Below are 11,920 nucleotides of genomic sequence, written 5' to 3'. Positions count from 1 at the left end.
AGTCTCGGGGACTGGGGTGGGCGGTTGCGGCGGTGGGCGTCGCCGCGGCGTCGGTGAGCGGAGCGGTCGTGCTGTACGGACCGCGGCCGGCGCTGGGAGTGCTGCTCTGGGTGCTCTGCGCCCTGGCCGGGATCAGCGCGTTCAGCCTGCTCATGGACGTGATCACGCTGGTGTTCGGCCAGGGCGTGGACAACGGGGCCTCCGCTGCGAACAACGCCCTCGCGGCGATCGGGGCGGTCCTGCTCGCGGCCACCGCCCGGTCCGACCGGCGGCCGTCCCGCACCGCGGTACGAGCGCCGTCCGCCGGGTCGCGGATCGCCCAACGCGTCGCCTGGGCGGGGACGCTGGCCTTCGTCCCGTACGCCGCGATGAAACTGCTCTGGGCCTTCGGCGGGACGTTCGCGGGAACCACCGGTGAGGAGGTGCTCGCGCTCTCGCAGCGGAACGGCGCCTCGGGGATCTTCCTCACCCTGGAGTCCTGGGGCCTGGATCCCACCGCGCTGCCGGCCGCGCTCGGCGTCTTCCTGCTCTGGGGCCTGGTACGCCCTTGGGGGCAGGTCTTCCCCCGCTGGACACTGTTCCTGCGAGGCCGGCGGGTACCGCGCTGGCTCCCGCTCACACCGGCCCTGCTCGGCGCCGCCACGCTCGCCCCGTACGGGGTCGTCGGAATCGGCTACCTCGCCCTGGCCACGTCCGGAGTGACGACGATGCGGCGCGGCGACTTCCACTCCTCGGGCGACGCGCTGCTGGTCGGCTGGATCGGCATGACCGTCTTCGCCGTCTACGGCGTCGCCTTGGTCGTCGCGGCCCGCTCGTACTGGCTCCGGACGCGCCCCGCGTACGAGATTCCCGCCGGCACGAAGTGAACGTCCACGGTCGGTCGGCCGATCCCGCTGCGCCGGCCGCCCGGTGGTCCCGTACCGCCACGGGGTGGTGGTCGTGACCGCCGGCGTGCGACCGGATCGCCCGGCTCAGCTCTTGCGGGTCAGCGGCTGCCCGGCGAAGTTCACTCCGGCCAGGCCGTGGGCCACGAGGTTGCGGATGTTCCCGTGATCGGTGTCGTTCGGCGTCGCCAGCACACCGCGGTAGTACTCACCGAAGGCCAGCAGCGCTTCCTGGTCGCTCAGTCCTTCCAGCAGGGCCAGTCCCAGCGTCTTGCAGGAACCCTCGTTCTCACCCGCGGCGTTCTCCAGATCGCCGTTGCGGAACGCCTGCGGCTGGTACTCGTAATGCGCGGCGACGAAGGCCAAGGTCTCGGCGAACTCGTGCTCACCCGACGCAAGGCTTGCCCGCAGCGAGTTCAAATCAGACATGTCGGCTCCCCTGGGTTGGACAGACGATCCGATTGCCGTCCGTGACCGGACGACCATACCCTTCTCGAGGCCGGTGGCTCAGAACGCGCCACATATCGGAACGAGCGGCATCTGCGCAGGTCACGACATGCGACCGGGCGACCCGCCGAGGGCCGGGTGGTCGAGGGCCGCGGCACGGCGGGCTCGGGCGGCGGCGTTGTCAGTGCCGGGCAGCATGATGACCTCCATGACCGAAAACAGTGCCCTGCTCTCTCCGGCCGCCTACGCGGAGGCCGTCACCACCGCCGTGGCGGCGTCGGCCGCGTACTACGGCGACGGGACCACCCCGCTCGGCGACGACGAGTACGACGGGCTGCTGCGCGCCATCGCGGCCTACGAGGAGGCCCATCCGGACGAGGCGCTCGCCGAGTCGCCGACCGGAAAGGTGGCGGGCGGGGCCGTACAGGGTGACGTGCCGCACTCGGTGCCGATGCTCTCCCTCGACAACGTCTTCGACGCCGACGAGCTCGCCGAGTGGGCCGAGGGGCTGGAACGACGTCTCGGGCACCCCGTGACCGGGTGGTGCGTGGAGCCGAAGCTCGACGGCCTCGCGGTGGCCGCCCGCTACCGGGGCGGCCGGCTCGTCCAGGTCCTCACCCGCGGCGACGGCCTGGCCGGTGAGGACATCACGCACGCCGCCGACGCCGTCCTCGGTCTGCCGCCGGTACTCACGGAGCCGATCGACGTCGAGTTGCGCGGCGAGGTGCTGCTGACGACCGCGCAGTTCGAGGAGGCCAACCGGATCCGGCTCGCCCACGAGGCCACGCCCTTCGCTCACCCGCGCAGCGGAGCGGCCGGCACCCTGCGGGCCAAGGACCGCCCCTACCGGATCGAGTTGACCTTCTTCGCCTACGGCGCGATCGGCCTGGACGACCTCGGTCACGTCGCCCTGCTGGAGAAGCTGGCCGCGCTCGGCGCGAACACCGCCGCCACTACGGCAGCCGCTCCGATGCGCTGCGAGACGGTGGAGCAGGTACAGGAACGCATCGACGTGATCGCCGGCCTGCGCGGAGACCTGCCGTTCGGGATCGACGGTGTCGTCGTCAAGGCCGACACCGCCGAGGACCAGCGCCAGGCCGGCAACGGCTCGCGCGCCCCGAGGTGGGCGGTGGCCCGGAAGCTGGCGGCCGAACACAAGGTGACCCGCCTGCTCGCGGTCGAGTGGAACGTCGGCCGGACCGGGATCATCGCCCCGCGCGCAGTCCTGGAGCCCGTGGTCATCGACGGGGTGACGGTCACCTACGCCACCCTCCACAATCCGTCCGACATCACCCGCCGCGGGCTCATGATCGGGGACCAGGTGTTCGTGTACCGGGCCGGCGATGTGATCCCCCGGGTCGAGGCACCGCTGGTCGACCAGCGCACCGGCGCCGAGAGCCCGATCGTCTTCCCCGAGGCGTGCCCCCGCTGTGGCGACGGGATCGACACCTCCGAGCAGCGGTGGCGGTGCGTGCGCGGCCGGAGCTGTCAGGCCGTGGCCTCGGTGATCTACGCGGCCGGTCGGGACCAGCTCGACATCGAAGGTCTCGGCGGCACGCGTGCGATCCAGCTGGTGGAGTCCGGTCTCGTCAAGGACGTCGCCGACCTGTTCACGCTGACCCGCGAGCAGCTCCTCGGTCTGGAGCGGATGGGGGAGACCAGCGCCGGCAACCTCCTGACCGCGATCGAGACCGCCCGAGGGGCCGCGTTGAACCGCGTGTTCTGCGCGCTGGGCGTCCGCGGCACCGGGCGCACGATGTCCCGCCGGATCGCCGCGCACTTCGGCTCGATGGCCGCCATCCGGGCCGCCGACGCGGAGACGCTGGCCGGGGTCGACGGCATCGGCACCGAGAAGGCCCGCGTCATCGCGGCCGAACTCGTCGAACTCGCCCCGCTCCTCGACAAGCTCCAGGCCCAGCAGGTCGGCACGCAGGTCACCGAGCCCCAGAAGCCCGAGACCGACACGACCGGTGCGACCGACGCCGACGCCACGAACGACGGCGAGGACTCGGCGCGCGGCCCGCTGGTCGGACAGGCCGTCGTGGTGACCGGCTCCATGACCGGCCCCCTCGCTCTGTTGTCCCGCAACGAGATGAACGAGCTGATCGAACGGGCCGGCGGAAAGGCGTCCTCGTCGGTGTCCAAGCGCACCACCCTCCTGGTCGCGGGCGAGAAGGCCGGCTCCAAGCGCACCAAGGCGGAAGAACTGGGCATCCGCATCCTCGATCCCGAGGAATTCGCCGTACTCGTCGCCGATCTCCTCCCGACCGACTAGCCGTCCGTGCCCGTCGGCCCCCCGCCGTACGACCCCGACGACCTCACGGAGCCCTGAACGGCAGCCTCGTGAACGGGATCCCGGGATTCCGGCCGATCCGGATCGCCGGCCGGGGCGCCGGTCGGGGCGGCGGTCGGGGCGGCCGCCTGAGCGGCGGCACGTAGCGCCGCTTCGACGCGGCGGTTGCCGGTCATGGACGCCGTGATGGCCGTCATCGCCAGGAGCAGCCCCGCGGCGGCGTAGAGGGGGGTGCGGATGTCGTAGGCGGTGGCCAGCCAGCCGCCGAGGAAGGCACCGAACGGAGCGGCGCACATGGCGAGCATGCGGGAGGTGGAGGCGACCCTGCCCATCAGATGGGCGGGGACGATCGTCTGCCGCAGGGAGGGGGCGAGCACCATCGTGGCTCCCATGCCCGCTCCGCAGACGGCGAGCGCGAGGCCGGCGACGTACGCGTTCGGGGCGGCGGCGAGCCCGAGGACGGCAAGTCCCTCGACCGCGGCCGTGCAGGTCAGCGCGGTGCCGGTGCCGAGTCGTCGGCCGAGGAAGGAAGCGATGCCCGCGCCGAGCAGTCCGCCGGTGGCCTCCGCGGTGAGGAGCAGACCGAAGCCGAAGGTGCCGATGCCGAGGCGCTCGTGCGCGAAGAGGGCGAGTACGGTCTCCACGGCGATGAAGGCGACGTTCCCGACCGCCGGACGCAGCGCGAGCCCGAGCAGCAACCGGTCCCGGAACACGTACGAGGCTCCGGCCCGCGCCTGGCGCAGCAGCGACTCACGGGCCTGCGGTACGGGCCGGGGTACGGCGGGCAGTGACCGTACGAGCAGTGCGGAGAGCGCGAACGAGACCGCGTCGGCGAACAGCGGGACCGCCCGCCCGAGCGCGAGCAGGGCGCTGCCCGCGGGCGGCCCGGCGAAGCCGGACGCGGCCGTCTGGGTGCCGCGCAGGCGGGAGTTGGCGCGCTCCAGGAGCACCGGGTCGCGGCCGAGCAGATCGGGCAGGTAGGCCGTGGCGGCCGTGTCGAAGAGGAGTCCGCCGAGGCCGAGCAGGAAGGCGACGGTCGCGAGCAGCGCGATGTCCAGCACGTCGAGCAGGGCCGCCGCCGCGGGTATCGCGAGCAGGACCGCACGCGCCGCGTCCGTGACCCACATCGTGCGCCGGCGGTCCCAGCGGTCCACCAGCGCGCCGCCGAGCACCCCGAAGAGCAGCCACGGCAGCGTTCCGGCGGCCGTGACGACTGCGAGCGCCATCGGATCCCGCGTCAGCGTGAGCGCGAGCAGCGGCAGCGCCGCATGGGTCACCCCGTCACCGAGCGAGGACACCGTCTGCGCGGTCCACAGCCGCCCGAACCCGGTCGGCAACTTCTGAACGTCCGCGGTCACTTGGCCTCCCCGCCGGCCTGCCGGCCCGATGCCGGGTGGAACAGTGCGAAGACGAGCGACGCGTCCGGCAGCGACGGATCGGACAGCTCCCGGTACTCGTCCGCGAGTGCCTCCAGGCGCGCCCCCAGCTCCGCGAACTGCTCGTCGGTGAGCCGCAGGTGCGCCATCCGAACGTGCCGCTCGTCGTCCGCCGGCGCCGCCTCCAGGTCCGCCACGGCGTGCCGCATCAGCATGTCGGGGCCGCCCTCGCCCGGGTCCGGCAGCACGATCGAGCGTGCGGCCATCGCGTAGTACCGCTCGTTGACTCCACGAACCTTCCGGGTCCGGACCACCTTCACGAGGCCGGCCCGCTCCAGCAACCGCACGTGGTAGCTCGAACTCCCTTTCGCGAGGCCCACTCGATCGGCGATCTGCGTGATCGTCGCGGGCTCGAAACGGAGCACGGCCATGATCCGGTGACGCGTGAGGTTGGAGACGGCGCGCAGCTGCTCGTCCGTGGTGACGTGGAACGTCTCGGGAAGATCATCGGTTGGCATGGACACAATGGTCAACGTTTCTTGACCATTGGGCAAGAGGTTTTCACCGAGACTTCCGGAACCGGGAGTTCACCATGCGCGGCACGTGGCCCGCGCCCCCGCACACACCATCGCGCCCCCGCCGGACCGCACGCCGACAAGGGCTGCGGTCTTCGGGAACGCGCCGGCGTCAGGGCGGATGGAGCCGCTTGCCAGGGGTTGGTTGGTGGCGGAATGAGGGCAGGCCGGTGGAACCCGCCCCGCAGTGCGTTGCATCTCGCCCGCCGCTCGCCCATGTCCAGGGTCGGGAGTCCCGGCAGGCACTGTCACTGTCGGATGGCAAGATCATCTCCGTTGTCCGTCATCACAAGGGGGAGACCATGACCGAACAGCCGAAGACCGCCCGCCGTGCACTGCTGACGGGAGCCGTGGCCGGACTCACCGGGACCGCGCTGATATCCGGCGGAGGCACGGCCGCCGCGGCGACCGCGGCCGCGGGAACGCCGGACTGGTTCGACGTCAAGGCCCACGGCGCGGTCGGCGACGGCTCCGCCGACGACACCGCCGCCGTCCAGCGCGCACTCGACGCCGCGGCCGCGGCGGGCGGCGGCACCGTGTACTTCCCCGTCGGGAAGTACCTGGTCAAGCCCGTATCCGGCGCACCGGCCCTCGCCGTCAAGGCCGACGGCATCCGCCTGTCGGGCGCCGGAGCCAAGGCCTCCATGCTGGTCAAGGGCGGCGACGGCATCCTGCTCCGGATGTCCGGCACCGGAGCGGCCTACTCCACCGGCGCCACCCACCGCCGCTACTGCTCCGTCGAGAACCTCGGCTTCAACGGCAACGGCAAAACCGGCCTCCTGCTGGAGCTCTACTACAACAACAACTCCTACTTCCGCGACGTCTTCATGACCTCCAACAAGGACATGTGCATCGACGCCGTGGAGTTCTGGGACTCCCGCTTCTACAACCTGGTCATCGAGGACTGCACCGGCACCACCGCCAGCACGACCCAGCCCAACATCTGGCTGCGCAACGCCTCCTCCGCCACCGAGGGCGCCTGGGGCCACAGCAAGGACAACATCAACCAGATCCACTTCATCGGCTGCCGCCTGGAGGCCTTCGGCACCGGCGCGCTGTGGATCGGCCAGGGCGCCGTCACCACCAACAACCCCAACGGCGTCTACATCACCGACTGCAAGTTCGAGACCTCCCGCATGCAGGGCGGCCCCCACCTGAAGACCGACGCGGGCTGCCGGCACATCTACGCCACCAACATCTACTGCTACGCCGGTGACTTCGCGGCGGGCACCCCGGCCACCGCCCGGAACATCATCAGTTGGGCGGCCAGTGCCAGTGCGCTGGAGAACGTGGTCATCGCCAACCGGGACAAGGCCACCGTCAACGCGGGCGTCGCGCTCTACTCGGGCCCGAACTCCACCGCCGTGCTGCGCAACGTCGTCGGGCTCTACGCCACCGCGCCCACCGGCACCCACATCTACTACGAGCAGTCGTCGACCGGCGACTTCCGGGTGGAGAACAGCTACGGCACCCTCGGCGCCCAGGCGACCGGAACGATTCCCGTCAAGAACGCGCCGAACCCGCCCCTGCGGCTGGTGCCCGGCCCGGTCACCGACGCCTCCTTCACCCGCCAGCCCCTGGACGGCACCATGGCCGTGGACTCCGTGAACAAGCGGCTCTACGTCCGCGTCGGCGGCCAGTGGCTCTGGTCGGCGCTCAACGCGTGACACCGACGCCTGCACCTCTTCCATATCCGCTGGTCAGAGCGCAGCGGATGCGGTTTGTGAGATGAGCCGTGACCCTGGAGGAGGTTCTGAAGCCATGGCGAGGAGGCCAGGATGTCTGTGCTGGACAAGCTCAAGCAGATGCTGAAGGGTCACGAGGATCAGGCGTCGCAGGGCATCGACAAGGCCGGTGACTTCGTCGACGGGAAGACCCAGGGCAAATACAGCGGTCAGGTCGACATGGCCCAGGAGAAGCTCAAGGAACAACTGGGCGAGGAGCCGGGACACAACCAGCCGCCTCGGCAGTAACGGAACGCCAGGGCCGCCGAAGGCACGGAGGGCGTGGAACGGGCAGGTCGGCCGGTGAGTCGCTTTCCGGCGGACCAGCCCGTTCCACGCCCTCCGCTTCCGCCCGGCCTCCCCCCCCACGGAGGTCGGGCGTCGGTCATGCCGGCGGCCGGTCGGACCTGGTGGGTTCGCTGCCGTCCGGATCCCCCCGCCCGGCGGCGCGGAGGCGGAGGTGGTCGGCGAGGGCTTCGTGGGTCAGGTGGAGTCCGGCCCTCAGCACCGCGTCGTGCCGGCCGGGGTGGGCCCTGCGGTGGGCGAGGTCGAGGGCGCGGGCCCGGTCGAGGAGCTCGGCGAAGTCGCTGCCGAGCAGCGCGGCGTCCAGGGCATCGGCGGTGACCCGGACCAGGGGTGCGAGGGCGTGGAGGGCCGGATCGGGCGTACCGTCCGCGGCGGGTCCGGTGGGCGCGGCGCGGCTGCCGTGCCGCGTCCGTTCACCGAGCTCCTCGGTGAAGTACTGGAGGGTCAGGGCCGTACGGGATGCCAGGACCAGGCGTCCGTCGAGTCCGTCCGGCGGGCTGCCGGCCCGGCGGCGCAGCAGGGACCGGCCGGCCGCCGCACGGTCGAAGGCGTCCCGGCACGCCTGCGGGCGCAGCCAGAGGCCCGCCCGCTCCGGCAGCGAGACCGGCGCCACCGCCGCCGCGGGGTCGGGGGCCGCCGCGCCCCGCTCCAGTGCGCCGGTGATCCCGCTCAGGAGTTCCCCCACCGCGATCCGATGGCCGTCCAGTCCCTCGGCGGCGGACCGGTAGGGGTCCGGAGGCCACAGCAGCGGCCCGAGGAGGACGACCACGGCGATGCCGACGAGGCTCTCCTCCAGTCGCGCCAGGGGGTACCCGGGGACCGCCGTCGCGTAGACCATGAGCGCCGTGATGAGCACCTGTTGGTTGGGTGAACCGGGCCGCCCCAGCAGGTACATCCCGGCACAGCCGCAGAGCAGCACGAGCGGGAAGGACCACGCCGGATCCGTCACCCAGTGCAGCAGGACGGTGCTCAGCACCACGCCCACGACCACCCCGGCGAGACGCTCCCACCCCAGCCGCGGCCAGGCGTACACGTCCTCCCGCAGGATCAGGACCGCCGGGAGCGCGGCGGGAACGGGGGTCGTGCTCGTGCCCCACCACAGACAGAGGTACCAGGACACGGCCGCGCACAGGACCAGCCGCGCGGCGGACCGCAGCCGGCTGACGGGGGTGAACACGTACGGAACGGCGACCAGACCGGACATGACGGACATCCTAGTGAGGGGTCGCCGGGGAAACGGTGTACCGGTGCGGCCGGTTGACCGCGAAGGGCGGGTTCGAATGCGTTGGACTGTCCGGCCGAACCGATGGCATCGTCGACGACCGTGACGAAGCATGGATTCCTGGCGTTGGCGCCGCAATACACCACCACGTCCGAGTTGCTCTCGGCGTCGGCGCACCGGCGGGGGATGGATGTGGAAGTACTCCCCGCCCATGGTGGTGCGGGCACTGCCGCGGGGAGGCGCGGTGGCCACTACTACGGCGGCCCCGCTTTCGCGGCGCGTGTCGTGGACGCCCTAGAGGTCGCGCTCTTGGAGCCGGCTGACGACTGGCTGGTCGCATTGCCCTACGAGTACACCCGACGGCGCATCGCCATGGCGACCCTGGGGGAGGCGCGCCGTCTGTCCCGACCGGCGTTCGTGAAGCCGCCGAGTGACAAGAGCTTCCCCGCCGCCGTCTACGCCGACGGCGGACGCCTCCCGACGGGGCCTGAGCTTTCACCGGAGGTGCCGGTGCAGGTCGGCGACGTGGTGACCTGGGCGGCGGAGTTCCGTCTGTACGTCCTGGACGGCGAGGTCCGTACGGGTTCGCAGTACGCCACCTTCGGCCATCTCGACGCCGAGCCGCTGGAGGGACACCGCCGTGAGGGCGCTGTCCGGGAGTTCGCGGACGACCTGCTGGCCACGTGCGGCGATGGCCTGCCCGGCGCGGTGGTGGTGGACGTCGGGCTCCTGGCCGCACCCGAGGACGGCGCCGCCGACCGGTGGGCGGTGGTCGAGGCCAACATGGCGTGGTTCAGCAACAGCTACGCCTCGGATCCCGACCGGGCCCTGGACGTCGTCCTGCGGTCCGCCGGCCCGCGGACACGGATGGCGGAGCGGGACCGCAGGTTCTGCCGGAGCGTCGAGGACACCCCCGCCGCGTCGCGCACTTTCGGTCAGCAGCGGGACGCGAGGCTCCCCTGAGGGACGAATGGCCGAACTGCGTGCTGGCCCGACCCGGGACCGGATCCTACGATGTCGCTGTCCGGCCCCGCGGACCGCCATGTTTGTCATGAACATGACGCAGATGCCTCCTCGCAGTCCCATGGCAACCGCCATGACAGCCCGACTCGGCCTCCGCCGGCTGTTGTGCCCCCACCCCGCGTGACCCAGACCGCGGCCCAGTGGCGCCCGGTTTCCGAAGCAGCGGATTGGAGAATCATGGCCGGAGGTTTTCTGGCGAGCGGCGCGATAGGCCTGCTGCTCGCAACGGCCCTGCCCGCCCAGCACGGCCCCTCGGCGATCACGGACCCGCCGCCGGACCGGATCGTCATCGACGTGGCGACGGTCAACGGGTCCGGATGCCCCAAGGACACGGCAGCGGTCGCCGTGTCCCAGGACAACACCGCCTTCACGGTGACCTACAGCCAGTACATCGCCCAGGTCGGCGCGGGCGCACCGCCTACCGCCGCGCGCAAGAACTGCCAGCTCAACCTCATCGTGCACGTGCCCCACGGCTTCACCTACGCGATCGCCAGTGCGGACTACCGCGGCTACGCTTCGCTCGCCCCCGGCGCGAGCAGCACCACGAAGGCCTCGTACTACTTCCAGGGCTCACCGCAGACCGCCGCCCGGGAACACACCTTCAACGGTCTGTACGACGACAACTGGCAGGCCACCGACTCGACCGACTGGGCGCAGCTGGTGTGGGCACCCTGCGGGGTGCAGCGAAACTTCAACATCAACACCGAACTCCGCGTACGCAAGGGCACCTCGGCACCCGAGTCCACCAGCTACATGACCATGGACTCCACCGACGGCGACATCAGCACCGTGTACCACCTGGCCTGGCGGGAGTGCCCCGCGACCTGACGTCCATCGGGCGGGGGCGCGCCGAGCCCCCGCCCGATCCGAGGAGCCGCAGCCGTGACCGGTTGACATCGGCGGTCGACGGCCCGACGTTCGCCGCCGGTCGGCCTCGGGGCAGGATGGGCGCGTGATGCCTCCCCGACTGCTGTGGTGTGACCCCCGGCCCATCCCCAGGTTCAACCGGCAGGAGCCGGTGACCACGATCCTTCGCGATCCCGGCTTCCACGAGCCGACCGACGAGGACGACTGTCGGCGCTTCGGATACGTCTGCCGGACGCATGACCGCCCCTACCGGCACGAGTCCTGCGGGGACGGGCCGCATCTCATCGCCCTGCACTGCGACGAGCACGGGCCGGAGAACATGTGGCCGCAGCCGCTGATGCTGATGTTCCTGGCAGGATTCGACCCCCCGCTGAGCGACGAGCAGCTGACCTGGGTGCAGGAACAGTGGGACGCCGACGACTAGTCGTCACGTCAGAGCATGGATCCGCGCTGCCGCCTCGGGCCGGAACCTCAGCAGATCACCCGGGACCGCCCCCGCCGTGATCGCGTTCCAGTCCACCTGTACCAGCACCGCCCACCTCCTCGATTCGCGCGCGAACTCCCGTACGTGAGCCGTCGACATCACCGAGATCCTCATCAGTACCGCAGCTCGCACCGGCGGTCCGCCGGTCCCGCGCCGGGTGTTGTTCCGGGTGTCCGCGGCGACCGCGTCCTACGGTGGGTTCCGTGGCGGAGCACGTGACGGACGCAGCGGGCACGGCAATGGCCGCGGCCCATCTCAAGGAGCGGCTCTACGCGACGATCACGATGATCTCCGTCGTGATCGGGCTTGCCGGCGGAAGCCATCTGGACGTCGTCGGAGCCTCGGCGACGGTCGCGACCGCCGCGGTGGGCCTGTGGCTCGCCTCGCTGGTCGCCGATCAGCAGGCTCATCGAGTGACGCACGGCGCCCTCGCACGGGGGCGGGAACTGCGCGCGATGCTCTTCGTCAGCAGCCCGCTGCTGCTGTCCGCGGTGGGGCCGCTCATTCTGATCGGCGTCTCGGCACTGGGAGTGATCGAGCTGGACACGGCGTTGTACACGGCGGCCGCGGTCAACGTCGCCACCCTGTTCGCGTGGGGGTGCTACGGAGGCATCCGCATGGGCGGGGGTACGGCGTTCGCGCTGCTCGCGGGCGCGATCGACGCGGCGATCGGGACGGCTGTCGCGGTGGTCAAGGCCGCCGCCGGCCACTGACGCCCC

13 protein-coding genes are annotated in these 11,920 nt (G+C 71.5%); 8 read left to right on the top strand and 5 right to left on the bottom strand.

The features are described 5' to 3' along the window. The first annotated feature begins 68 nt into the window (after window positions 1–68). Window positions 69–866: a hypothetical protein gene (locus tag ACFYZL_RS26280; protein ID WP_388682298.1), complete on the top strand. Its 798-nt coding sequence runs from the start codon at window positions 69–71 to the stop codon at window positions 864–866. Between the two features lie 105 nt (window positions 867–971). On the opposite strand, the gene ACFYZL_RS26275 is transcribed toward ACFYZL_RS26280, so the two are convergent. Further along, window positions 972–1,313, bottom strand: a complete 342-nt coding sequence (locus ACFYZL_RS26275; protein ID WP_384745152.1) for a HopJ type III effector protein — start codon at window positions 1,311–1,313, stop codon at window positions 972–974. A gap of 217 nt (window positions 1,314–1,530) precedes the next feature. Between ACFYZL_RS26275 and ligA the strand changes: the two genes are divergently transcribed. Further along, a complete protein-coding gene (gene ligA, locus ACFYZL_RS26270) occupies window positions 1,531–3,606 on the top strand; it encodes an NAD-dependent DNA ligase LigA (RefSeq protein ID WP_384745165.1) in 2,076 nt (691 codons plus the stop codon). Here the strand turns inward: ligA and ACFYZL_RS26265 are convergent. Beyond that, window positions 3,603–4,982: an MFS transporter gene (locus ACFYZL_RS26265; RefSeq protein ID WP_388682295.1), complete on the bottom strand. Its 1,380-nt coding sequence runs from the start codon at window positions 4,980–4,982 to the stop codon at window positions 3,603–3,605. The two genes, ligA and ACFYZL_RS26265, sit on opposite strands and share 4 nt — an antisense overlap. Continuing rightward, complete coding sequence (locus ACFYZL_RS26260) at window positions 4,979–5,518, bottom strand: ArsR/SmtB family transcription factor (RefSeq protein WP_385366805.1); 540 nt, start codon at window positions 5,516–5,518, stop codon at window positions 4,979–4,981. The genes ACFYZL_RS26265 and ACFYZL_RS26260 overlap by 4 nt, the downstream gene beginning before the upstream one ends. A gap of 359 nt (window positions 5,519–5,877) precedes the next feature. Here ACFYZL_RS26260 and ACFYZL_RS26255 point away from each other — a divergent pair, with 359 nt between their 5' ends. Both ACFYZL_RS26255 and ACFYZL_RS26250 read left to right on the top strand, forming a co-directional pair. Beyond that, window positions 5,878–7,242: a glycosyl hydrolase family 28-related protein gene (locus tag ACFYZL_RS26255; RefSeq protein WP_384745159.1), complete on the top strand. Its 1,365-nt coding sequence runs from the start codon at window positions 5,878–5,880 to the stop codon at window positions 7,240–7,242. A gap of 111 nt (window positions 7,243–7,353) precedes the next feature. After that, on the top strand, window positions 7,354–7,548 hold the full coding sequence (locus ACFYZL_RS26250) for an antitoxin (protein WP_388682290.1): 195 nt from the start codon (window positions 7,354–7,356) through the stop codon (window positions 7,546–7,548). Window positions 7,549–7,684: 136 nt separating this feature from the next. Here ACFYZL_RS26250 and ACFYZL_RS26245 read toward each other — a convergent pair whose 3' ends face one another. Further along, window positions 7,685–8,809: an FUSC family protein gene (locus ACFYZL_RS26245; RefSeq protein WP_384747527.1), complete on the bottom strand. Its 1,125-nt coding sequence runs from the start codon at window positions 8,807–8,809 to the stop codon at window positions 7,685–7,687. Between the two features lie 204 nt (window positions 8,810–9,013). Here ACFYZL_RS26245 and ACFYZL_RS26240 point away from each other — a divergent pair, with 204 nt between their 5' ends. The 3 genes from ACFYZL_RS26240 to ACFYZL_RS26230 all read left to right on the top strand — a co-directional run bounded on the left by ACFYZL_RS26240 (window position 9,014) and on the right by ACFYZL_RS26230 (window position 11,141). Next, window positions 9,014–9,790: an ATP-grasp domain-containing protein gene (locus ACFYZL_RS26240; protein WP_384747537.1), complete on the top strand. Its 777-nt coding sequence runs from the start codon at window positions 9,014–9,016 to the stop codon at window positions 9,788–9,790. 237 nt (window positions 9,791–10,027) lie between these two features. Beyond that, window positions 10,028–10,678 carry a DUF4360 domain-containing protein gene (locus ACFYZL_RS26235; protein ID WP_384747524.1) on the top strand — a complete coding sequence of 217 codons (651 nt, stop codon included), beginning with the start codon at window positions 10,028–10,030 and terminating at the stop codon, window positions 10,676–10,678. Between the two features lie 190 nt (window positions 10,679–10,868). After that, complete coding sequence (locus ACFYZL_RS26230) at window positions 10,869–11,141, top strand: hypothetical protein (protein WP_388682286.1); 273 nt, start codon at window positions 10,869–10,871, stop codon at window positions 11,139–11,141. A gap of 3 nt (window positions 11,142–11,144) precedes the next feature. Here ACFYZL_RS26230 and ACFYZL_RS26225 read toward each other — a convergent pair whose 3' ends face one another. Further along, window positions 11,145–11,300, bottom strand: coding sequence for a hypothetical protein (locus tag ACFYZL_RS26225; protein ID WP_388682283.1), 156 nt, complete (start codon window positions 11,298–11,300; stop codon window positions 11,145–11,147). Between the two features lie 104 nt (window positions 11,301–11,404). Here ACFYZL_RS26225 and ACFYZL_RS26220 point away from each other — a divergent pair, with 104 nt between their 5' ends. Further along, complete coding sequence (locus tag ACFYZL_RS26220) at window positions 11,405–11,914, top strand: hypothetical protein (protein ID WP_384747516.1); 510 nt, start codon at window positions 11,405–11,407, stop codon at window positions 11,912–11,914. Window positions 11,915–11,920: the final 6 nt, after the last annotated feature.

The sequence above is a fragment of the Streptomyces sp. NPDC001717 genome, from assembly GCF_042892775.1.
In the GTDB taxonomy this organism is placed as follows: domain Bacteria; phylum Actinomycetota; class Actinomycetes; order Streptomycetales; family Streptomycetaceae; genus Streptomyces.
Note: the sequence above shows the minus strand (reverse complement) of the source record. Positions and strands in the feature narration are given on the sequence as shown.